General features: G+C 35.0%; 20 protein-coding genes. 6 read left to right on the forward strand and 14 right to left on the reverse strand.

Annotation, left to right across the window (positions count from 1 at the left end):
• Positions 1-53: 53 nt before the first annotated feature.
• From SJY24_RS21455 to SJY24_RS21480, 6 genes are all read right to left on the reverse strand, one after another.
• Positions 54-3260 carry a DEAD/DEAH box helicase gene (locus tag SJY24_RS21455; RefSeq protein ID WP_377866125.1) on the reverse strand — a complete coding sequence of 1069 codons (3207 nt, stop codon included), beginning with the start codon at positions 3258-3260 and terminating at the stop codon, positions 54-56.
• 118 nt (positions 3261-3378) lie between these two features.
• Positions 3379-4311 (reverse strand): response regulator, encoded by a 933-nt coding sequence (locus SJY24_RS21460; RefSeq protein ID WP_377866126.1) that lies wholly within the window; start codon positions 4309-4311, stop codon positions 3379-3381.
• Between the two features lie 2 nt (positions 4312-4313).
• The gene (locus tag SJY24_RS21465) at positions 4314-5612 is read right to left on the reverse strand and encodes an ATP-binding protein (protein ID WP_377866127.1); all 1299 of its coding nucleotides are present in this window, start codon (positions 5610-5612) and stop codon (positions 4314-4316) included.
• A gap of 64 nt (positions 5613-5676) precedes the next feature.
• On the reverse strand, positions 5677-7389 hold the full coding sequence (malS, locus tag SJY24_RS21470; RefSeq protein ID WP_377866128.1) for an oxaloacetate-decarboxylating malate dehydrogenase: 1713 nt from the start codon (positions 7387-7389) through the stop codon (positions 5677-5679).
• A gap of 75 nt (positions 7390-7464) precedes the next feature.
• Complete coding sequence (gene aspA, locus SJY24_RS21475) at positions 7465-8904, reverse strand: aspartate ammonia-lyase (RefSeq protein WP_377866129.1); 1440 nt, start codon at positions 8902-8904, stop codon at positions 7465-7467.
• 24 nt (positions 8905-8928) lie between these two features.
• Positions 8929-10200 carry a cation:dicarboxylate symporter family transporter gene (locus tag SJY24_RS21480; protein ID WP_002086365.1) on the reverse strand — a complete coding sequence of 424 codons (1272 nt, stop codon included), beginning with the start codon at positions 10198-10200 and terminating at the stop codon, positions 8929-8931.
• Positions 10201-10576: 376 nt separating this feature from the next.
• Here SJY24_RS21480 and pyrH point away from each other — a divergent pair, with 376 nt between their 5' ends.
• Positions 10577-11320, forward strand: coding sequence for a UMP kinase (gene pyrH / locus SJY24_RS21485; protein WP_377866130.1), 744 nt, complete (start codon positions 10577-10579; stop codon positions 11318-11320).
• Between the two features lie 53 nt (positions 11321-11373).
• On the opposite strand, the gene cls is transcribed toward pyrH, so the two are convergent.
• On the reverse strand, positions 11374-12585 hold the full coding sequence (cls, locus tag SJY24_RS21490) for a cardiolipin synthase (RefSeq protein WP_377866131.1): 1212 nt from the start codon (positions 12583-12585) through the stop codon (positions 11374-11376).
• A gap of 119 nt (positions 12586-12704) precedes the next feature.
• On the opposite strand from cls, the gene SJY24_RS21495 reads away from it, so the two are divergent.
• A complete protein-coding gene (locus SJY24_RS21495; RefSeq protein WP_377866132.1) occupies positions 12705-13643 on the forward strand; it encodes an esterase/lipase family protein in 939 nt (312 codons plus the stop codon).
• 44 nt (positions 13644-13687) lie between these two features.
• Here the strand turns inward: SJY24_RS21495 and SJY24_RS21500 are convergent, their stop codons facing one another.
• The 5 genes from SJY24_RS21500 to SJY24_RS21520 form a co-directional block, all read right to left on the reverse strand.
• The gene (locus tag SJY24_RS21500) at positions 13688-14833 is read right to left on the reverse strand and encodes an ABC transporter permease (protein ID WP_377866133.1); all 1146 of its coding nucleotides are present in this window, start codon (positions 14831-14833) and stop codon (positions 13688-13690) included.
• A gap of 1 nt (position 14834) precedes the next feature.
• Entirely contained in the window at positions 14835-15944 is a 1110-nt protein-coding gene (locus SJY24_RS21505; RefSeq protein WP_377866134.1) for an ABC transporter permease, read from the reverse strand.
• A 36-nt stretch (positions 15945-15980) separates the two neighbouring features.
• The gene (locus tag SJY24_RS21510) at positions 15981-16919 is read right to left on the reverse strand and encodes an ABC transporter ATP-binding protein (RefSeq protein ID WP_002200969.1); all 939 of its coding nucleotides are present in this window, start codon (positions 16917-16919) and stop codon (positions 15981-15983) included.
• Positions 16920-17197: 278 nt separating this feature from the next.
• On the reverse strand, positions 17198-18298 hold the full coding sequence (locus SJY24_RS21515) for a sensor histidine kinase (protein WP_377866135.1): 1101 nt from the start codon (positions 18296-18298) through the stop codon (positions 17198-17200).
• A 4-nt stretch (positions 18299-18302) separates the two neighbouring features.
• Positions 18303-18941 carry a response regulator gene (locus SJY24_RS21520; RefSeq protein WP_377867292.1) on the reverse strand — a complete coding sequence of 213 codons (639 nt, stop codon included), beginning with the start codon at positions 18939-18941 and terminating at the stop codon, positions 18303-18305.
• Positions 18942-19223: 282 nt separating this feature from the next.
• Here SJY24_RS21520 and SJY24_RS21525 point away from each other — a divergent pair, with 282 nt between their 5' ends.
• Genes SJY24_RS21525 through exsE form a run of 4 tightly spaced genes read left to right on the forward strand, consistent with a single transcriptional unit; the run spans position 19224 to position 22162 of the window.
• The gene (locus SJY24_RS21525; protein WP_377866136.1) at positions 19224-19706 is read left to right on the forward strand and encodes an RNA polymerase sigma factor; all 483 of its coding nucleotides are present in this window, start codon (positions 19224-19226) and stop codon (positions 19704-19706) included.
• Positions 19703-20146: a hypothetical protein gene (locus SJY24_RS21530; protein WP_377866137.1), complete on the forward strand. Its 444-nt coding sequence runs from the start codon at positions 19703-19705 to the stop codon at positions 20144-20146. Before SJY24_RS21525 ends, SJY24_RS21530 begins: the two co-directional genes overlap by 4 nt.
• Positions 20139-21209 (forward strand): hypothetical protein, encoded by a 1071-nt coding sequence (locus SJY24_RS21535; protein ID WP_377866138.1) that lies wholly within the window; start codon positions 20139-20141, stop codon positions 21207-21209. The genes SJY24_RS21530 and SJY24_RS21535 overlap by 8 nt, the downstream gene beginning before the upstream one ends.
• A complete protein-coding gene (exsE, locus tag SJY24_RS21540) occupies positions 21206-22162 on the forward strand; it encodes an exosporium protein ExsE (RefSeq protein ID WP_377866139.1) in 957 nt (318 codons plus the stop codon). Before SJY24_RS21535 ends, exsE begins: the two co-directional genes overlap by 4 nt.
• 30 nt (positions 22163-22192) lie before the next feature.
• Here exsE and SJY24_RS21545 read toward each other — a convergent pair whose 3' ends face one another.
• A complete protein-coding gene (locus SJY24_RS21545) occupies positions 22193-23440 on the reverse strand; it encodes a DUF445 domain-containing protein (RefSeq protein ID WP_377866140.1) in 1248 nt (415 codons plus the stop codon).
• 157 nt (positions 23441-23597) lie between these two features.
• Entirely contained in the window at positions 23598-24938 is a 1341-nt protein-coding gene (locus SJY24_RS21550; protein ID WP_377866141.1) for a D-serine ammonia-lyase, read from the reverse strand.
• Positions 24939-25035 lie beyond the last annotated feature (97 nt).

Here is a 25035-nt window from a genome sequence, read left to right on the forward strand (position 1 = left end):
TTACAACAAAAAAGCTATGCTTTCATCTCTATGAAAGCATAGCTTTTTCCATATTAAATCATAAGAATATCGCGGATTTCTTCCTCCGTAATAGAAGATAACTTCTCTTCTCCCGGTTCGATAATTTCAGCGATTAAATTTTTCTTACTCTCTTGTAACTCGTGCATTTTTTCTTCAATTGTTCCATGTGCTACTAACTTAATCACTTGCACTGTATTTTTTTGTCCCATCCGATACGCTCTATCCGCTGCTTGTTGTTCAACAGCTGGATTCCACCATAAGTCGTACAATATAACTGTATCTGCACCTGTTAAATTTAGTCCTGTGCCACCAGCTTTTAACGAAATAAGAAATAGATCCCCTTCTCCTTCGTTAAATCGATTGCATAGCTCTACACGTTCTTGCGCTGGTGTACTCCCGTCTAAATAAAAGTATGGAACTGCTTGACGATTTAATTCACGTCCAATTATCGAAAGCATCTTCGTAAATTGGGAAAAGATAAGAATTCTCTTCCCTGTACTTCTGCATTCCTCCAAAATTTCTAGAAGCTGATCAAATTTAGCTGAACTCCCTTTATAGTCATCAACAAACAATGCAGGATGACAACAAATTTGCCGAAGCCTCGTTAAACCAGCTAAAACTCGAATTTTATTTTTACGTAACGTATCTTTATCCAAATGTTTTAACGTTTCTTCTCTTAACTTCGCTAAATAAGCTGCGTAAAGCCTCTTTTGATCTGATAAAAGTTCTGATGATTGTATGTGCTCAATTTTTTCTGGTAGCTCCTGTAATACATCTTCCTTTAACCTTCTTAACACGAAAGGTTTTACCCGCTTCGCAATATCTTCACGTCTTAAATCACCGAACTCTTTTCTTCCTGGTAATAATTCTGGGAAGACGACGTGGAAGATAGACCATAGCTCTTCTAATGAATTTTCTACAGGTGTTCCTGTTAATCCAAAACGATACTCAGCTTGAATCGTTTTCACTGCTCTTGCCGTTTGCGTTGTAGGGTTTTTAAACGCTTGTGCTTCATCAAGAAATAGTGTATGAAACGGCCTTGCATACAACCTTATATCTCTTCTCAGTAATGGATATGACGTAATTACGACATCAAATTCTGTTATATCTTTTAAAATTTTACGGCGTTCAGTTTGATTCCCATCTGCAATAACTGCTCGAATATGAGGAGCGAACTTTTTCAATTCACTAAGCCAATTATAGACGAGAGATGACGGAGAAACGACTAGTATAGGCATGTTCTTCTCTCGAATTTCCGATAAAACAGAGTCTATAAAAGCAATACTTTGCAGTGTTTTCCCAAGTCCCATATCGTCTGCTAAAATGCCGCCAAAACGATAATAGGCAAGTGTTTTCAGCCACTGGAATCCGTATGTTTGATACTCTCTCATTATCGCATCTAAGCCACTTGGCACCGTAAAATTCAGCTTTTTAGGGTTTTGAATATTTTCTACTAACTCTTGAACAGAATCATCTAAGCTTAAAACATTTCCTTCTTGTAGTGAATTCATCCATTTCACACTACGAATAAGAGGGACATCTATTTCTTCACCTTTTAAAAACTCTTTTCGAATACTAGATTCTTTTATAAACTGATTAATGTCATTAAACTCTTTACTCTCCAGTGATAATAAAGAACCATTTGCTAATCGGTAATATTTACGCTTCTCTTCAAGCGCAACTAATACCCCTTTAATTTCAGCCTCTGGAATACCTTTTATATCAAAGCGAAATGATAACCAATCAATTCTCTCCTTCCTCCTAACTCTTATAAGAGGAGCTGTGTCTCCTTTATGAATTCGTAATTTGATTGCTGTCGTCGCATAAATATCAACTAAACCTTTTAACGTTGGAACAACATGATATAAAAAATTATACTCAGCTTCTTCATTATGCATAAAATAACCGCCTTCCGTTTTCGCAAAGGCACTTTCACGCATAATGTCTAAAATCTCTTTTTCCTTTTTCTCATCACGATTAAAAACAGACGGCTGTCCGTCTTCTTCTAGCGGATTAATCACAACATTTCCATAATGAAATTCAAGACCTGCTAACAAACGATTTTTCACTCGATCTAAATATAGTTTTGCTTTTAGCGACGGCGTTTCAACACGATCTGATATTACTTCATCAATGCGTACCGTTCCAAGTTTCATTAATCCTGGCACAACTTTCGCTACGAAATGTTCCATCTTACTTTCAGGAATATAGAACTGGTTGCTATTTGAGCGGCTCATCATCTTTTGCAATTCAATAAGTCTCATACAATCTTCCATAGGCAAATGATATAGTTTCCCATCATAAAGAGCGTTGTTATACATTTCCATAACTTGAACACGATTTAGGCCGTCTATATGAAGTGTAAACCCACCATTATTGCCTTTCGTAAACTCAAAATGTAATGGTAATAAACCGTTTGACATTTGCAAGCCATGAAACAGTTGCTCATTTTGTTTCAGCTGTACATACTCAACTTTAGAAAGTGAAGAGAGCATATCTTTCCATGAAGCTGGCGGTATGAATATCATACTTTCATCTTGTTTCGCATGTACTTCTAACGCATCTTCATACATTTTTTCATTATGATACATTTTAATCAGCTGCTGAATAACCGCATCCGTTTCTTGCCTGAAGCTATGTACATCTGGTGTGTATGTAAATTCATTGGAACAATGAAAAGCCTCTCTTTTCTCCACTTTAGAAAGAAATTCTCTAATATGCTTTATAAAATAAGTTTTCGCAAGTTTTAACTGAATTCCAAGAAGGGCCCCACCGCTTTTCGTAGCCACTGGTGAACATATAAATACAATATCTAATATTTCACGTGTATCAAAACGGTGTTGTCTACTTTTTGGCCGCAGTGGTTTGTCTGCAAACAACTGAAACATCCCGCTCGTTAATTGATCATTTCCGCTCATATTTTCACTACTAGCAGGGAGCATGTCACCCGTTTGCTGGTTATAATTTATTTGTATTAATACGGCTGCAACATGTTGACAGTACGTTTGAAAAGACGCTAACGAAGGACAACTACAGTTCGCAACAACATCACCTTTTTTAGCTTTTTCTACTGTAACATGAAAATCTTCGTTCCCTTTTACCGTCGCCACGCAAATTTCTTTATTTTCATCATAATGATTTATTATTACTTTATTTGATTTATAATAAGCTTCGCCTCTTTTATATGAGGTCTCTCCGCATACTTCTTTAATAATCGATTTGTTTAATATAAAACTCATTTTTTGACACTTCCTTAATTTAAAACCAGTTTCTCTTAACTAACATTTTACATGCTCTACGAGAAAATATAAAATGTAGATTTAATAAAAAAAGATGCTCGTATATAAGCACCTTTTTTCACTCTATCTCCATCAACCGTTTCGCCTCAAAATACAACACTTGAATAAATTTTTTCGTATTAATTCGCGTATGTCCAGAAGTTGCTACTTCTTCCTTTGTCATTTCTGTCATCCGTTTTCTAACTACAGTGAAATCAAAAAATTTCGGAGCATAGCTTTCAAATTTCGGATTTGAAAAGTCTGTTAATCCAAGGGAAGCTAAGTGATTTAACGATTGATAAATCGCTCTACGTACCCTTTGTTCCGATGCTTTTCTCTCCTTATCTATATCTGCATCTGAAGCTATATTCTCTAATTTTCTTATAGTTATATGATGAAAGATATCTTTTAGCGCAGGAAATCCAAATTCAAACGTTTGCTCTTTTTCTTGTCCATATAAATATTCCAGCATACTAAGTAAATCTTTACTTCCATTCTCTCCCGCGATACCAAGTTCTGATAATAAATAGCGTCCTGAATCTGCTATTCTTTTTCCTTCTTGTATTGGCTCATTTCGAATTTGCGGCTGTTCCCACTTAAAAACGTTATTCAATGATTTTTGAATATCATATATAGAACGCTCTAAACGAATACGTTCCATTACTTTACGTACAACAGATACAACTTCAATTTTATTCAGTGGTTTCGTAATATAATATTCCACGCCAAGTGTATAGGCCTCACCTATAAGCTGCTTCGATTCAACTTGAGAAATCATAATAATTTTCCCAGTAAAAGAGGATGCGATATGACGAACTGTTTCAATGCCGTCTCGCATTGGCATTAATAAATCAATAAATAAAATATCTACTTTTTTAAAATTTAGTTGATCTGCTTCAATAAAAGCTCCGTCTTCCGATTCTCCAATTACTTCCCCAAGATCGCCATCCTCAATAATTTGTGAAAGCATGGAGCGGAAAACTTCATCATCATCTACGATATAATAAAACAACTTTATTCCCCTTCCCGCTTTAAACTGCACTCCGGTAAACAAACGACAAACTTACAACCTTCACCAATTTCCCCATCTTCCAATCTTACTTCTCCTCCGAGCTCAGTTACCATTTCGTTTATGTAAGAAAGCCCAATTCCTGTAGATGGTGTTCCTGTTTGATCATACTTCGAAGTAAATCCTGGCTTAAATACTAGTTTTTTATATTTTTGCGCAATACCAGGCCCATCGTCAATTACTTCAAAGAATATACGTTTATCAAGTTTATATAACTTAATAATGATAGCGCCACTATTCTCAATTGCTTCAACCGCATTTGCAACTAAATTATTAAAAATGGATAAGACTGTATACACATGATATTCTGCATGCTCACCTTCTATATGTTTAGAAAAACGTATATCTTTTTCTAACATGTCAGCGTACTTCTCATTTATTCTTACAATCATTTCCGCAAGCTCATGTCCTTCTACATACTCAGCCAGATTTTTATCTAATAACAGTTTAGATAATCCTGCAAAAATCCTTTGGTTATCCTTTTTTATTTCGTGTACTTCTCCCGCTATTTTTAATGCTGTTTTACCATTCAAATCATCGTTCGCTTGTAAATCTCGATATAATTGATACGCTTCTTGTGTAATTAACTCCGCATTTTGCAACGTTTTTTTCAAATGAACAGACTCTACATATAAATTAGAAAGGTGCATCAACATTTTCTCATTTTCTTTTCGAACTTGTGATTCTTTTAATTTCGTTTCATATAAGTTCATCATATTTAAAAAGCCAAGCGCAAAGAAACTACGAAAAATAGCAATAATGATTAGTTTATTCACTTCAGAAACGGTTATTGTTGTCCCGAGCACTAACATATGATAAAACGCAAGTTCTGACATACTAGCGATAATTTCAATTGTAATTCCAAGGCATCCTATAACAATTGGCTTCTGATGGAATTTATTCACCCTACAAATCGAAAAAAGACTTCCATAAATAAAATAATAAAAGAAAACAGGATAGCGCAAATAAAATGATTCTGTCATATGAAATGACCCTTGCAATACCCAATCAAGACACACACGGAATAAGACAACAGATATTCCGACAAGAATACCTGCAGCTGCTGCTGGTATTCTTCTTAAAAATAGTAATAAAAAGAAGAAAAGCGGTGTCCCGAAGCTAACACGAAACGTATCGTTGAAAGGATGAAAATTCAGCTCTCCAGCAATCGGAACAACAACCATTAATATAATTATAAGATACATATCTTTCTTCCATAATTGATTCCAATTCAAAGGTGCCACTTCCTATGCTTTTTTTCAATAGTAAAAGTGAAAGCCCGCTTATAATTATAAACGGGCTTTATTCCTATATTCTAACCTTTTCTACCGCTTTTATTTGGCGATACTCCGGTTCCCATATTGCTTCTTTCACTGCAATCTTGATATCGTTATCACTTAAGTTCTCCCTAGCAACACCTTCTGCAACTGCAACTTTCGCTACTTCAATCGCAACCAGTTCAGAGATATTACGTAACTCTTCAACTTCTGGCAAAATAGGCGCTCCTGGCTGACTTGTATCTACCATACTTGCAACTGCTTCTGCTGCTGCTGCGAACATTCCATCCGTCATGACGCTTGCACGAACAACAATTGTACCAAGACCTAGTCCTGGGAAAATAAGTGCGTTATTTGACTGTCCAATCACATACGTTACACCGTTATATGTAACCGGTTCAAACGGACTTCCTGTTGCAACTAATGCTTTTCCTTCTGTCCACTCGATTAAATCTGCTGGTTTCGCTTCAGCAAGTGGCGTTGGATTCGACATTGGTAAAATGATTGGTCTTTCTACGTGAGAAGCCATTTCTTTAATAATTTCCTCTTTAAATGCGCCCGCAACAGTAGATGTACCAATTAAAATTGTCGGTTTTACATGTTTCACAACTTCAGCAAGTCCGATCACATCATTTTGTTTCCAATCACTTACTTCAGCTTCTTTTCTTGCATATGGAATTTGGAAATCAAGAAGATCTTCCATATTATCTGTAACCAGCCCATTACGGTCAATACACCAGAAACGATTATGCGACTCTTCGTCTGATAAGCCAACGCGAACCATTGCATCTCTTACTTGATCTGCGATACCGATTCCAGCCGTACCAGCACCAAACACAACTACACGGTGTTCACGTAACGGTACACCAGAAGCTTTTACTGCCGATAATACAGCAGCAAGTGAAACTGCACCTGTACCTTGAATATCATCATTAAATGTACAAATATCATGACGATATTTATCTAAAATTTTTCGTGCATTTCGAGAGCTAAAGTCTTCCCAATGTAAAAGTGCTTTCGGGAATTGTTTATTCACTGCTTGTACAAATGTATCAATAAATTCATCGTAAGCTTCACCAGTTATACGAGGGTGACGATTTCCAATATAAAATGGATTGTTTAATAGTTCCTCACGATTTGTACCTACATCTAAAATTACCGGTAATACACGGCTAGGATCGATTCCAACTGCGGCCGTATAAACAGCTAATTTCCCGATTGCGATGTTTATACCACCAACACCCCAGTCACCAATTCCTAATATGCCTTCTCCATCTGTTACAACGACTAAATCAATGTTTTCAGCTGTTGCACCGATATTGGCAAATGCATCTTCAATACCTGACGGATCATTAATTGATAAATACACACCACGTGGTTTACGGTATTCATGACTATACCTTTGAATCGCTACGCCGACTGTTGGTGTATATACGATTGGTAACATTTCACGTAAATGATTTGTTAATATACGATAAAATAACACTTCATTTCGATCATGTAACGCTGTTAAGTATACGTTCTTTAATAAATCATCCGGCTGAGAACAAAATTGTTCATATGCTCGGCGTGCTTGTTCTTCTAATGTTAAAACTGCTGGCGGTAATAGCCCTTTTAAACCTAATTCTTCTCTCTCTTCTTGCGTGAAAGCGACCCCTTTATTTAAAAGTGGTGTTGATAATACTTCTACTCCTCTTAATGTCGTTTCTAATGAACCATTAGAAGCTACTGTAAACTTACTCATAACATCCCTACCTCTATTCATATATAGCATTTCTATATTGTAAACAAAAAAGAGGGGATTGTCCCCCCTCTTTTTTTAATTTTTCTTTAAAAGAGTCGCTCCTGCAATCCCTGGGTGTGTCATTTCGAACGGATCTAGAATTAACTCTAATTCTTCTTGTGACAGTACACCGTTTTTCACACAAAGTTCTCGGACGGATTGACCTGTTGCAATTGCTTCTTTCGCAACGCGAGCTGCTGCTTCATAACCGATATGAGGGTTCACGGCTGTAATAATTCCCACGCTCTTCTCAACATACTCTTTTAAGCGATCTTCATTCGCTTCAATTCCTTTTAAGCAATTATCTGTAAAGGCACGGAAACCGTTATTCATAATGCTAATCGATTGAAGTAAGTTGAAAACAAGTACTGGCTCCATAACGTTTAGTTCTAATTGTCCTGCTTCTGAAGCAAGGCAAATCGTATGGTCGTTACCAATTACTTGGAACGCGATTTGATTAATAACTTCTGGCATAACAGGGTTTACTTTCCCTGGCATAATAGATGAACCTGGTTGACGAGCAGGTAGCATAATTTCCGCTAAGCCAACGCGTGGACCTGATGCCATGAGACGAAGGTCGTTCGCAATTTTAGACATGTTCATCATACATACTTTAAGTGCTGCTGATACTTCTGTATATGCATCCGTATTTTGCGTTGCGTCCACTAAATCTTCTGCACCAACAAGTGGTAGTTCACTAATTGTAGCTAAATGTTTTACAACTGCTTCAATATATTCTGGATCAGCATTTAAGCCTGTACCAACTGCAGTTGCTCCCATATTTACTTCATATAGATGTTGACGTGATTGCTTGATACGTTTCATATCACGTTCAAGTACACGAGAATACGCTTTAAATTCTTGTCCAAGACGAATTGGCACAGCGTCTTGTAAATGTGTACGCCCCATTTTAATAACATGATCAAACTGTTCTGCTTTTAATTCAAATACATCGTGCATATAACCCATCGTTTGTAATAAGCCTTCTAATGCATTTAATGTTGCAATATGAATTGCTGTTGGGAATGCATCGTTTGTTGATTGCGCCATATTTACATGACTGTTCGGACTAATATAATCATAGTCTCCCTTTTCCATTCCTAATAATTCAAGGGCGCGATTGGCAATGACTTCATTTGCGTTCATATTCATTGAAGTTCCTGCACCGCCTTGAATTGGATCAACGATGAAATGATCATGCCATTTTCCATCAAGGATTTCTTGTGATGCTTCTGCAATAGCACCACCCTTTTTCAATTCCAATCTTCCTACATCTGTATTAGCAAGTGCTGCCGCTTTTTTTACAATTGCTAACGCTTTAATTAGACCTTCATGGACTTTGTATCCTGTAATTGGGAAATTCTCTACTGCACGCATTGTTTGCACGCCGTAGTACGCGTAATTTGGCACTTCTTTTTCACCTAAAAAATCTTTTTCAATTCGTACTCCATTTTTAACTTCAGTTAATGCTGCCATGACTTTTCACTCCTTAACGATTTCTTATGCTGCTTTTGTTTGTTTGACTGTTTCTACATATTGTTTTGCTTTCTCATCATCGAATTCGCCTTCCCACTTCGACATAACAATGGCAGCTAATGCATTTCCTAATACATTGACAGCTGAGCGAATCATATCTAAAATGCGGTCAATTCCCGCAATTAATGCGATGCCTTCTAGCGGTAATCCCATTGATCCTAACGTCGCTAATACAACAACAAATGATGCACCCGGAACTCCCGCCATACCTTTGGATGTTAACATGAGAACGAATAATAACGTTATTTGCTCCGTCAGTGACATGTGTACACCGTACATTTGTGCAACAAACAATGCCGCTAACGCTTGATAAATAGCCGATCCAGTCAAGTTAAATGTATAACCTGTCGGAATTACGAAAGAGGCAACTGCCTTTGGACAACCGAACTCTTCCATTTTTCTCATTATATTAGGTAAAACAGCTTCTGAACTTGCTGTCGTAAATGAAAGAATAAGTTCTTCTTTTAAAATTTTCATTAATGTAAAAATGTTTACTCCAACCATTCGTGCATTAATACCTAATACAATCACAACGAATAGTATAACAGTTACGTATACAGCTAGCACTAGTTTTCCTAAAGGAAGTAGTGTTGCTACACCAAATTTTGCAACCGTAACAGCAATTAATGCGAATACACCAAATGGTGCGAATTTCATCACTTGATTTGTAACCCAAAACATCGCTTCGAGTACACCTTCAAAAAAGTTAAAAACAGGCTTTCCCTTTTCACCGATTGCTGCAACTCCTAAACCGAATAGTACTGAGAAGAATATAATCGGTAATAAGTCACCTTGTGTAATAGACTCAAATATATTTTTCGGTACAATATGAACAATCGTTTCTGCAAAGCCTTTCTTCTCTGTTGCATCTGCTGTTTGTTTATAAGAAGAAATATCACTTTGCTGTAAATTACTCATATCAACGCCAGTACCTGGTTGGAATATATTCGCTGCAAGTAATCCCATTAAAATAGCAATCGTCGTAATAATTTCGAAATAAAGAATTGTCTTACCGCCCAGTTTCCCAAGCTTTTTCATATCGCCTACACCAGCTACCGCAACAATTAATGCTGAAATAACAATTGGTACTACAATCATCTTAATTAAGTGAATAAATATATCCCCAATTGGTGTGATATAAGAAATCGCCGTTTTATTGCCATAAAAGACTGCCCCTACTACAATCCCTAAAACAAGCGCGACAAAAATTTGTGTTGCCAATCCGAATTTTTTCATTTATGTTCATCCCCTTCATGCGAACGCTTTCAATTTGAATTTATAAAAGCTACTCACACATCATATAAGCGAACCTACAAAATCATACAAAAACCTACAAGTTTGTCACAAAAAATTCAAATATTTTTCTTCTATTTTTCATTGACACCATTTTGTTAAAAAACGATAAAATAAACTTGATAAGTAATCAGATTGTTTCGTATAATCAAAAAGATATATACTTAAAACAAATCGAAATGAAAAGGAGTGGATGGTATGAAAAACTATACAAAGCAATTCGTCCTATCTTCTTCTTTTCTTTTTCATTTTCTTAAAAAGGAACAAAGGCATTCGCCTTTGTTCCTTTTTTATTGTGATCTATATAGGGGGAATTGTTATGAGGCCATATAAAAGAGTCTTAATAAAACTAAGCGGCGGCGCTCTTGCCGATCAATCCGGAAATAGCTTTAACTCCAAACGATTAGAACATATCGCAAACGAAATAATATCCATTATTGACCTAGATATCGAAGTATCCATTGTCATCGGCGGCGGTAACATTTTCAGAGGTCATCTAGCTGAAGAATGGGGAATTGATCGTGTAGAAGCTGATAATATCGGTACGCTAGGTACGATTATTAACAGCTTAATGCTTCGCGGCGTTTTAACAAGTAAAACAGATAGAGAAGTACGCGTTATGACTTCCATCCCTTTTAATGCAGTAGCTGAACCATATATTCGCCTACGTGCAGTACATCATTTAGATAACGGTTATGTTGTCATATTCGGCGGTGGTAACGGGCAACCATTCGTTACAACAGATTACCCAAGTGTACAAAGAGCCATTGAAATGAATAGCGACGCCATTTTAGTCGCAAAACAAGGAGTAGACGGTGTCTTTACAAGTGATCCGAAACATAACAAATCAGCGAAAATGTACAGTAAACTGAACTATAACGATATTGTTAGGCAAAACATACAAGTAATGGATCAAGCAGCTTTATTGCTTGCTCGAGATTATAATTTACCGGCACACGTCTTTAACTTTGATGAGCCTGGTGTTATGAAAAGAATTTGTTTAGGTGAACATGTTGGGACGTTGATTAATGATGATGTTTCGATGCTTGTGCATGAAAAATAGTATTTTCCATTAACAAAGGGTGTCTATAAAAGACACCCTTTGTTCGTTAATCATCACAAATAAAAATCAACCCATCCAACTACTTTCTCCTTACAACGCTCCCAGAAAGATAAGTTGTCAAAAAATGTTTCTGTCATCTCTTTCGAATCACCAATGTCTTGCGTTAACGCCTCATTCACTTGCGCTATGATAGTTCCACCATGAATATACAAATTCATCTCATCATTTATATAAAAGCTACGTGCAGTCATGTTCGTTGTACCGATAATAGTTAATTCATTATCAATCAGCATTAACTTTCCATGAAACATCCCTTTTTTATAACCATATACAGTAATCCCGTTTTTAACAGCTTGACGGATGTAAGGATATGCCGCCTCTTTAATAAGAGGAATATCTGGTTTATATGACCAAAGTATTTTCACTGTAACACCACGCTTTTGCGCTCCAATTAAAGCATTCATTAATTCTTTATTTTTCGCTATAAAATACGGCGTCGTAATGACGATCGAATGCTTCGCTTGTTTTATTAACTCTACATATTTTTCAGCGACGTGATGCCCATTATAACTAGCCATTGTATGTAACGTGTTCCCTTTACTAGCCTTATTCGTACTCCTCTTTATATCTTCTTCTGTATCTCGTTTCCAATCTAATGCGAACTGTTCTTCTAAATCTTTTGCTCCTTCCCCTTTTAAGCGCACATGGTAATCACGCCAATACCCAAAGCGCTTATCTTTCCCTAAGTACTCATCACCTATATTAAATCCACCCGTATAGCCAATCTCCCCATCTATTGCCGTAATGCGTCGATGATTACGGTGATGAAGGGAATAAAATCCGAATGGCAATTCCGGTTTTCTACTATATGTAAAATGTACACCGCTTTCCTGTAATTCTTTTTTCATCTTTCTTTCGAATGACAAATCATTAATTAAATCCACTGATAAATATACGTTTACTCCTTCTTTCGCCTTCTCTTTTAATATGTTTAAAAAAGTATGGCTACTTTTATCATCCGATAAAATATAAAAATAAGTGTAAATAGATTGCTTCGCTTCACTTATATCAGTAAATAACTGTTTATAAAACGACTTCCCTTCCACATATAATTGAAAGTCACTATAATGAGGCGCATACTCTGTCGGCATATTTTTCCCGGCTTCCATTTTCCTTCCAAGCGTAACGTCAATATGCATCCAAATTAAAATAACAACGAAAATAGCAATAATAATAGAAGTAACTCGCAATATCTTTTTAATCATTTTGATTTCCTTCCGCTCATATTACTTACTATTTCGTAGTGTTTCATTAAAATATGTTTTCATACGAAATGTATTTCTTACTTTTTGTCGAATATTAAAAACTTAAAGGAGAGCAGACTATGAAAAGAGCAAAAACTCCTATTATTTTTATCCCAGGTCTTTTCGGTTCAATGAGTAATATTATTATTCCTGGTACCGGTAATTGGAACTTTGGGCTTTCTTCGTTTATTTATGAACCATTCATTATGATGTTAGAAAGTATCGGCTATGAACGAAATAAAAACTTGTTTATCTGTTTTTATGACTGGCGTCAGCGTATTGCTTTTTCCACTCAAAAATATTTATTAAAAACAATTGCCTATGTTAAAAAATTTACAGGGTGCGACAAACTAAATTTAGTTTGTCATAGTATGGGCGGGCTTCTTGCACGTTCTTACGTTCAAAGTGAAGAATATGAAAATGATGTGGAGCAACTTATTATACTCTGTACCCCAAACGCTGGATCTCCCCCCAATTATAGTTATTGGACTGGAGGTGCTCTCCCAGTACATACATCTTCTAAAATAAATATCGTTCATTTTTATATGGAACAATACATTCACTACGTAAGCACCTTACACAAAATGAATAAAGTTGAAGCGATACACCGTTACTTTCCAGGATTACAAGATGTTATTCCTTGTCAAGATTACGGAAATTATTTATTTATAAGATCCGGCTCTTCTATTACATTTCTTCCTTATAACAAGATGAAAACGAAAAATCCTTTCCTCGATACATTAAATACAAATAGATTTATTATAGAGAAAAGAAATATTGAAACTACACTCATTGCAGGAGATGGAGTAGAAACGATTCAATATTTACAAGTCGTCCCTTCACATTCAAAACTGGAATGGACAGACGGAAAAGTCGTCGGTGATATACTTACAAAGCATGGTGATGGTAACGCTGTTCTACATAGCGTTTTTCTTCTAGAGGGAAATAAATATGTTGTGCATGCTTCACATAATGAAGTGCTCTATAAAAGCATTCCTATATTACAAAAGATACTTTAAATTACGAATACAAAAAAGGTGTGGCATTGCGCCACACCTTTTCATTAAATGAAGTTCCTTGCATCATTATTTCTTCCAAACTTATAAATCGCAATTAAGAAGAACGCTATCGCAAAGGCGAATAAGATTAGAATATTTAAATACAACTCTGAAAACGGAATTCCTTGCTGTAATTTCGAAATCGTGTCCATTAGCCAGCGTTGTGGTAAAAAATCAGCTATTTTTTGTACTGTTTTCGGCATAATATCATATGGAAAATAACATCCGGCTAATAAACATGTCGGTACAATAACAACATTTTGCATCGCATTTGAAGCAGTTGAACTTTTTGAAAAAGACACTATGACTAATGATAAACCAATTGCGATTAAAGCAAATATCATGAGTACACCAATCATCACTGTGAAAGGCATATTTATATTTGTATGAAAAACATACTTCATAAATAATACGGCAATTACAATTTGCACTGTTAGTATAATCATATTCACCGCGACATTAGATAATATAAATTTCTTTCCATCTATCGGTGTCGATAATAATCTAAAATACGTTCTGTTCTCTTTTTCTTTTAAAATAATTCCAGATAAATTCGCTGCCGAAAATAGCATAAACATGATAAGATAACCAATCGTTTGATTTGTCATATCCTTATTTTTCGAAGTATCTTCAAGTGTCTCTGCTTTTACTTTAAATGAACCTTTTTGATATCCTGCGTACATACTATCAAATGCACTTTGATCTGTTCCTGCCACTTTACTAATAGCTGCTACATTATCAATATAGTTGTATAAATATGATTTTATAAATCCTGTTACTTGCTCACCTTTAATCGACGAAATCTCAATATGACCAGGTTTCCCTTCTCGAACACTTTCAGAAAAACCAGAATCTAATGTAACAACACCATCAAGTTTTTTTGAAGTGAGTTTATCTTCCACTTCAGATTCCTTAATTTTACTAATATTTACATGATTGAGTCCTTCTAAAAATTTCACTGTATCATTTGCGATAGGCTGATTTTCTTTATTTATAACCCCAATATTTAACGTTCCTTGCCCTACATTCCCATATATTGAAAAAGAAATGAGTGTTCCTATTATCGGCAAACTTACAATAAGCAATAATCCTTTTTTATTTTTTAAAAGCGCAGCTAATGTTTTTCGTATGAGCCATAAAATATCTTTCATATTACAGCCCCTCCCGTCTACGTAATGCGATAATCGCAATTAATAAAAAGATTGCTGAAATTCCAAGATTTAAAGAAATAACCGGCAGTGCTGCTCCTATGTCATTTGCATAAATAATTTTCATAATGGCTGTATTGGCCCACGTTAATGGCGATAAATTCGTAACGATATTTTCTTCCACCACGAAATAAGCACCGCCAAAAATAGAAGCTAATTGCACAACAACCATAATAATTGCTCTAGATGCCTCACCTGTTTTTGTAATATATCCGATTCCTAAACCGAAGCTAATTGCTAGAAAGACTTCTGTTAATAAAATAATAAATATGATTCCAAGATGATCGCCCCAATTCGCTTGAAAAACAAATTTACTAAATAAAACGACGAGTAATAGACAAAGTGCATTTGCTACAAGACTACCGAGCACTTTCCCAATGAAAATTTCAGCCTTACTTATAGGTGCTGCAATTAAACGATCTCCTGTTTTACGTATTCGTTCTCCTCGAATTAAAAAACTCGCCCCCATTGCAGCGTACAGTGCAATCATTGTCGTCATTACAACCGCAAAGTAATCCATAGAACCTGGTTTTTTAGCAGCTTGTAAAGATGTTTCTTTAATATAATCATTATGATTTCCATTTGAAATAACTGTGCTAACCTTACTTGGATCTACTTTTGCAACTTCGGCCGCTACATTGTACTTATCAACAAATGTTGTAAGCATGCCTTCAACAATACTCCCTTCAATACTACTTCTGTCGCTTCCGTAAAATTTCGCACCATCTTTATTCAATTCTACATATGCAGCATATTTATTTTGCTTCACTTCTTCTTTCCCATCTATACCTTCGGAAGCTTTTTTAAAATGGATACCCGATTTATCGACCTCTTTCGTAAATGCTTCAAATGATTGAGAAAACGTGCTTCCCGCTTTATCTTTATAAAGCACTTGTATATCTTTAATCGAATGACTATCGCTATTAAATGCGTTACTTAACGCTGTTCCTAATACAAGCATAAGCACAATCGGAAATGCTAACATAAAAACTAAAGTTCTTACGTCCCTGAAATCTCTTTTAATGTGCATAACTGCAATATTGAAGATGTTCAATCGATGAACCTCCCTTTTCCTATTCTTACAATCACTTTATTTATCTCGTAAGTTTCTTCCGGTCAATGTAAGGAATACTGTTTCTAAATTCGGAGCCTGCTCTTCTAATGAACGAATTTCAATATCATGATTAATAAAGTGTTGAATAATTTTATTTAAATTATTTAATCCTGCATCTGAATTTACTTTGATTACGTTCTCTTCAATTTGAACAGCTTTCACACCGCTTATCTCTTTTAATTTTTCAACGTCTAGATTTTCTACTGACTTCACTTCAATCCATATGTCTTTCGTATCGGTAATAATCGCTTTTAACTGTTCTTTGGTGCCTTCTGCAATTACTTTACCGTGATCTACAATTGCTATTTTCGTACAAATCTCTTCTACTTCTTCCATGTAGTGACTCGTATAAATAATCGTACTTCCCATTTCATTTAATTTTCGGACAGACTGAAGAATGTAGTTCCTTGACTGCGGATCAATTCCAACTGTCGGTTCATCCATAATAATTAACTTCGGTCTATGAGCGATTGCACAAGCGATATTCAGTCTTCGTTTCATCCCGCCAGAAAAGTTTTTCGGGTAACTTTTATGTTTATCACTAAGGCCTACAAATTGAAGTGCTTCCTCTACTCTCGCTTTTAGCTCGGCTCCTCGTAATCCATACAATCCAGCAAAGAATTTCACATTTTCATAGGCAGTTAACTCTTCATAAATCGCAATATCTTGCGGAACGATACCAATATTCATTTTCGCAAATCGATTATGTTTCTTTATATTTTTTCCTAGTATGCTAATTTCACCTTCATTACTTCTTAACAAACCAGCAATCATATTAATCGTTGTACTCTTACCAGCACCATTCGAACCTAAAAAGCCAAATATTTCTCCTTCTTTAATAGATAAAGACATATTATCTACCGCGATGAAATCACCAAATTTTTTCGTTAAATTTTTAATTTCTAATGTATTCATCATTTCACCCCTATTTCGGTTTCTCTGCTTTTATCCCGCTATTTGCGATCAGTAAGACTCCCACCTCAAAATTCAGCTGGTGCAAAGAAGTTAGGTGGGAGATCAACTGCCCGTAAAAATGCCCGATTGGTTCAACTAACAATCAGCAGGGAAAAACAAAACCCCAACTGATTGAAGTTTCACTTTATTATAAACAAAAAGAATGAACCTGCTCAGTGCAGAAGTTCACTCTTTTCACATGAGATTATTCACTTTTTTCATATGAGATGATTCATCCCTCATATCGGCAACAACATCGTTACTGAAAAACCACTTGTTCCATCTACAATAATTTTTCCGTTTACTGATGCTGTTCGCTCCTCCATCCCCATAATACCGAGGCCTTTCTTAACAAGAGCTGCACCTTTACCATTATCCCTCACTTGTACTCTCACCATCTTGTTCAGTACATGAATGTCTATTGAAATGACTGTCGCATCAGCATATTTCATCGCGTTTGTTAGTGCCTCCATAACATTTTCACCAATAATCTTCCACTGAATTGGTGAAATCATATCTAAGTTCCCTTTATATACGAATGGAATATTTATATCATGCTTACCAGCAAATTCCTCTATGAATAATTTCATACGATGAATACCAATTTGCTCAGTTGGTGGCTTCATATTTTTTAATGTAATCCGAATGCTTTCAATTCCATCTTTTGAAATATGAATGGCATTTTGTAATAATTCCGCAGATTTTTCTTTATCTATTTCCATTAACCTCTTTGCTGCTTCCATTTGAATTAGTGCACCTGTCATTGAGTGACCGATTTTATCATGAATTTCTTGAGATAGTCGATTTCTCTCTTCTAACTTAAATGTGTACTCTGATTGCCTTATGTACTCTTTATTTTCATTTAGGCTTTTCGTCAGTCGCTGCATATCTTTTCGCATCTTATCATTTTGTGATTCCAGCTTTACTACACGCAATATATATCGGTCTGCGATAGTTAAAACGAGAAAAGAAAATGCAACAATTAATCCATATGTCATTTGAATGCTTTCATTTGTAAAAGTAATAGGAAGCATCATAATGAAAAAGAGCTGCCATTTTCTCTCTATATAATTTGATGTAATTTCGTATAAGTTCAAAGGTAAAAGCAAAATAAAAAACGGATGCACCTTCCATGTAAATAACATAACTACGCCAATTGACACACAAGTTAATATGTTTTTGTACGTATCTTTTTTAAGTATAGAGATCAACACGTTTACAGAAAGATATAAAAGCAAAGTAAGTATAATCCATGGTAAGTTCGTAACATTTAAATGAATGTAGCTAAACACTATATATAAAAAGACAATAAGTTTACTTACAGTTAACCAAAATTCCATAACATTAATCTACTTTCCCTGTTAAGTAATAAATCGCAATTTGTGTGCGATGTTCAAGTCCAGTTTTCCCTAAAACTGATGTAATATAATTTGCAATCGTTCCTTCAGATATGAAAAGTTGCTTCGAAATTTCTTTATTTGAGAAACCTTTCGCAATTAATGCGATAATACTAAGCTCTCTTTCTGTGAAAAGGCTCTTATCAATTTTAGATTCTTCTTCTCTACTTTCCATTAAATTAGACTTAATTTTATCAAGTACTACATCTTGCATAACAGTTTGACCGTTATATACTCCTTTTATTGCATCACGGATACGCTCTGGATCGTTATTTTTTAACAAATAACCTTTCGCTCCGTTTTTTACTGCATCCAAAATATATTCATCATCATCAAACGTCGTTAAAATGAGAGGCTTCGTTTTTGTCTCTTCACAAATTATTTTCGTCGCCTCTACCCCGTTCATGTTTGGCATACGAACATCTAAAAGCGCAATATCAACATCATGCTTTTTACAATACGCTACAGCTTCTTTTCCATCATTTACAGTATCTAATACTTCGAACTCTTCATATGTATTTAAAATAATTTTCATACCTTCTCTAATAAAAGAATTATCATCGGCTATTAATATTTTAATTTTCATGTTTGTTAGTATGGACCTTATCCTACTAACATTCACATCCTTTCTCCATGTAGCATTTCCTCTTTGCTCATTATATACTTCTCTTTACCATTTTTTCACACCTATTTCATATAGCCCTCCTGCTAAAAATATATTATTCTTTTTTTACAACATGTGTAGGGTGACTTATCATTTCTTACGTCTATATAATAGAATGCGTCAAAAAGGAGGGAGAGACCGATTGAGGAAAAACAATTAATTGAAAAAGCACAGCAAGGAAGCGAACATGCTTTTCGTTTCCTTGTGCAAACATATCGTCATTATATTTTTCAAGTTATCTTTTCTATTTTAAGACATGAAGAAGATGCTAAAGATGTTACACAAGAAGTATTCGTAAAAATTCACGCCTCTCTCCCAAATTATCAATTTCGCGGATTAAAAACGTGGATGGCACGTATTGCCACCAATCACGCTATTGATTATAAGAGAAAAAAAGCTAGAGAAAACGAAGAACTCTCCTTATGTAAAGAAACTGCGGAAAATATAAAATCCTCTCATAATATTGAGGCTTTATTATTGACGAAAGAGCAAAAAGTACTTATTGCTCAAAAACTGAGAGAACTTCCCGATAATTACCGTGACGTCGTTCTCGCACATTACTTAGAAGAAAAAAGTTATCAAGAAATTGCTTTGCAAGAAAATATTGAAGTGAAAACAGTCGAAATGAAACTGTATCGGGCAAGAAAATGGATTAAAAAACATTGGAAGGAGGAAGAGTTTCTATGATGCATTATTCAAAAGAAGATTGGCGCAATTATACATTAGATGTTATATCAAACAATGAACGTGAATCTATGGAAGTACATCTTTATGAATGTGATCATTGTTTAGCACTTTATATGGAAAGTATTGATGAACAACATGAAAACCTTCCAATGATAAATGATGATTCATTTACGAACGAAGTTATGACGCAAATTAATTTTGAAACGTTACAGCCTAATGAAAATATAAAAACAAACTCACTAAAGCGTACAATTATTCACTACATAATTGCGACTGCGGCTACAATTATTTTTATGGTAAGTGGTTTATTCCAGTATATTTTCACAGCGACATCAAATTTCGAGAAATCTTCAAAACATAACGAGTCTTCTATCTCACAACAAATTGTAAACAAATCGGTAGACACATCAAAAAAGGACGGAGGTTCAAAGCATGATTAAAAATCCCTTTTTAGCACTTGTATTAGGGCTTATTCCTGGGCTTGGACATTTATATTTAAAGAAATTTGGACGATTTATTTTATATAGCGGAGGGGCTTTATTTCTATTTATCTTTGCAGCATTTTGTACAATAGCATTAGGAGCGCGTGATATTGCTTTTCTTTCTCTATTTTTACTAGTCGTGTTATGGGCGATCAATTTATTAGATTTAGTTATCACTATTATTAACCAATCGAAAAAACAAGCTGCCGGAGAATTTACAGATTCCTCTAAAGAGAGCGAACGATTTTATATCATTCTCCTATCAATCATCCCTGGACTTGGTCATTTCCAATTAGGGCTTATGCAGCGAGGTCTTACATTTTTAGTCGCTTGCGCAGGCTTAGGCAGCATGATTATATTTGTGACATTATTAACATCTCAAGGAAGTTTCCTTATCTTCCTTATTACGTTACCTGTTTTATGGATTTATAATTTCTTCGATGTTGTTCAGCAACTACAGAAAAAAGAACGTGGCGAGCAATTAGTTGATCGTACTATTTTTGAAGACTTTGAAGAGCACCGAGAACAAGGAAAGAAAAGTAAAACATTTGCTTCTATTTTAGCGATGTTCCCTGGAGCAGGACATATGTATTTAGGCTTACAACGCCGTGGTCTTCAGCTTATGGCAGCCTTTTTACTATCCATTTATTTACTCGATTTATTAAGACTCTCTGCGTTTTTATTTTTAGTACCAATCATTTGGTTTTATAGCTTTTTTGACACATTACAGCAAACAGCCAAATACGGAAAAGAACGCGTACATGACGAACCTATCATCGACTATTTTATAAATCATCAAAGATGGATCGGTATCGGTTTAATTGCATTAGGTGGTTATTATTTATTAGATCAAACAGTCCTTCCTATTTTGAATGATTATTTTGTAACTATATTTAATATTCATCTTAGCGAACTATATTATCGCTATTTCCAAACATCTATCGTTGCTCTCCTTTTAATTGGTGGCGGCTTTAAATTGTTACTTGGAAATAAAGAAAACAAAGGTGGTACAAACGAATGAGAACATGGCGCGTTGGAACATTCTCAATGGGGCTTTCCATTATTACATTAGGTTGTTTCTTACTATTTTCAGTTATGAAAGGCACTCAAGTATTGGATACATTAACAGCATGGTGGCCTGTTTTACTTATCATACTTGGCGCTGAAATTTTACTATACCTTCTATTTTCTAAGAAGGAACAATCATTTATTAAATATGATATTTTTAGCATTTTCTTTATCGGAGTTTTAGGAAGCGTTGGAATTGCTTTTTACTGTTTATTATCAACCGGATTACTAGAAGAAGTTCGTCATTCTATTAATACAACTAAGCAAACGAGTAATATTCCAGACGGACAACTTGATATACCTGAATCTATCAAAAAAATCGTAGTGGATGCGGGGCATCACCCTCTAACGGTAGAGGGAAATAATACAAATCAAATTCATCTTCTTGGAACATATGAAATGACGACAAAAGCAAATGAAAAACCTAATTTAAAAAGAGAGGATTTCCTTTCAGTTCAAACGGCTGGAGAAACGATGTATATAACGTTAAAACCATTACCGGTTCAGCATACGTTATTTAACTCAGCACCACAAGTGAAACCAACACTTGTTCTTCCGCAAAATAAAAATGTGGAAATTCGTGCTTCAAATAACGAACTATCTCTTTATCCTGGTCAATTACAAAATAATTGGTTTGTACAAAACAGCTCAAACGTATCTGTTCATTTAGCTAAAGAAAGTGATGTTTCTTTAACAGCAGTAACAAATCAAAAAGAAGCTCACGGAAGCACCCCTTGGGAACAAGTAGAAGATTTAACGAAAAAAGAAAATAATTCTTTAGATGAAAATCAAGAATTAAACGAGCAAGAACATTGGTATAAAAACTCGATAAAAACAGGCAATGGAACGTACAAATTAAATATTGAGAAAGCTTATAACATAAATATGAGTGTTATCGAAAAATAAGAAACCTTCCACAATCGTGGAAGGTTTTTCTTATATAATCGCTTTTATTCCTTCCAAAACTAATCCAATCATAAAACCACAAACAGCCCCGTTCACACGAATCCACTGCAAATCTTTACCGACATTATTTTCAATCATTTCGATTAATGTTTTATCATCTAACTTATCAAGGTTTTCTTGCACAAGCTTTCCAATTTTCGAATGATTCTTTTCAACAATAGTAACAACTTGTTTTTGTAACCAATCTTCTATTTTTTGAACAGTCTGTTCGTCTTCTTTTATTTTATTCATTTGTGTTTGTAAGAATGGAACAACATATTTATCAGCAAATTCTTCATTCTTCACAAAAGTAACTGCCCTACTCTGTACTTGCTCTAGCATCTCTTTTATTTTGTCAGTAGCATCCCAATTTGCAATCCATTTTTCTTTCCACTTCTCTAATTCCTGTAATAAAGATTCATTTTCTTTTACATTTATAATCTCTTGACGAATCTTCGCTAATATAAGTTGTCTTGTGCTATTATCAGCATCTTGCAAGCTGTTAATATTGCTAATGATAAACTTCTGCAAAATGCCACCAATTTTATCCTCATCAACAATATTCATAAACGATTTCAAAGTAAACTGTAGGAATCCATCTACTTTTATGTTTTCCATCGCCTTCATGCCTAAGCTTCCGAGCTGATAACGTGCTTCATCTTGAGCTGTCCAATCTTTCACTTTTACTAATATGTAATCAAGTGTTTTTTCATCATATTCTTGCACTACTAATTGATCCACGAGAACTTGTAATATGTTACTTGTGTTAATTGTATGCAAATACGTTTTTAATTCTTTTTCAATAATAACTGCTAATTTTTCCGTATCTATTTGAAGAATCGCTTTCTCAGCAATTGTTACAATCCCTTTTTTCACAGCATCAGACTGTAACTCTTTCTCAGCAATTTGCAGTACCATTTGCGCTAGCTGCATTTCTTTTACTTTACTTGTAATACTTTCTTTCGTCAGCCATTCATTTTCTAACGTAGAAACGAGACCCTTTGTTACCCGTTTCCGATTTTTAGGTAATAATGCTGTATGTGGAATTGGAATTCCTAACGGATGACGGAATAAAGCTGTAACCGCAAACCAATCCGCAAGTCCACCAACTAAGCCAGCTTCAAATCCACCTTGAATAATCTCCCCAGCTACCGTTCCTTGAAAAGGGATGGAAGCCGCAAAACCTACGCCCATAACTCCAAGCGAAATACCCGCTATATATTTAGTCTGTAATGACATCGTATACACATCCTCTTATTATGTAAAATAACGCTTTTTTGTTATATTTAATCGATATGAATAATCCTTTATAACTATACTATAAAGAACTAATGTGAAAATAACAAAGATTTTTATGTACATGAAAAAATGAGGCTTTAAATCGCCTCATTCTTCCTTACTCTGCTTTCGTTAATTCCGAACCTTTTTTATAATAACCACTCATCACATCTTCCGGAACCATACTACCGCCAGTTCCCCACACAATATGAGTACCATCCTTCACCTTCTCTGTTAACTGTTGTTTTTGTAAATATTCATTTTCAGTTTTGCATACATTCAACGACCCTATCATACCCGCTAATGCAGATGGCTCTAAATAAATATTTTCCGTATCCGCAAGTTCTTTTAACAATCTATACAACTCTTCATCACTTACTGTATAATTTCCACTCAAAAATGGTTCCATCGTTTTACCGACAAACCCAGATGGTCTTCCTACCGCTAGTCCGTCCGCGTCTGTTACATTATCAATCCCGATATCTTGAACGGAAATCTTATCATGAAGTCCTGTCATTAAACCGAGTAACATACAAGGAGAGTGCGTTGGCTCCGCAAAGAAACAGTGTACGTTGTCTTTATACAATAACTTTAAACCAAATGCTACTCCGCCAGGTCCGCCACCTACCCCGCACGGAAGATAAACGAATAAAGGATGTTCTTCATCTACTACAATCTCTAATTCTTCTAATTGTTTTTGTAAACGCGATGCCGCTACTGCGTATCCTAAAAATAAATCATGTGAGTTTTCATCATCAACAAAATAACAGCTAGGATCTGCATCTGCTTGCAGTCTTCCCTCTTCTACTGCTTTACTATAATCAGCTTCATATTCAATAACGTTTACACCTTTACTTCTTAATAAATCTTTTTTCCATTCTTTTGCGTCTGCTGACATATGAACAGTTACGTTAAAACCTAGTTTCGCACTCATAATACCGATGCTAAGCCCTAAATTCCCAGTAGAACCTACTGCAATTGAATACTTCGCAAAGAAACCTCTAAAGCTATCACTATCTAAAATTGAATAATCATCTTTCTCTGTTAACATTCCATGCTGCAATGCTAATTGCTCTGCATGTTTCAACACTTCATAAATGCCGCCTCTTGCCTTTATTGATCCTGATATCGGAAGATGACTATCACACTTTAATAATAATTCTCCTAAAATAGGCTGCTCGTAATTTTTCTCTAAATATTGTTTCATAGAAGGTATTTTCACTAAAGGTGATTCTATAATGCCACTCGTTTTTTTCGTTTCCGGAAATACTTTCGCAATATATGGTGCAAAACGCTTTAATCTCTCTTCCGCGTCTTTTACATGTTCTTCATTAAGTGGCGAATTTTTTATTGCTGTTTCATACTTTTCCATATTCGGGTTTATCCAAAATACTTCTTCTGTTGCGATTAAGTTATTTACTAGTGGATATTGCTCTTTTAATGCCTCTATCTCCTTCATTCCTCTTCCTCCTTATATCCTTGTAGCTAGCCATATAATAAATTATAATTAAATTAATTTTAATATAGTTTAACATAAATAATTCATTTCAGTTAAC

The sequence above is a fragment of the Bacillus sp. R86525 genome (genome assembly GCF_042466195.1).
GTDB lineage: Bacteria > Bacillota > Bacilli > Bacillales > Bacillaceae_G > Bacillus_A > Bacillus_A nitratireducens.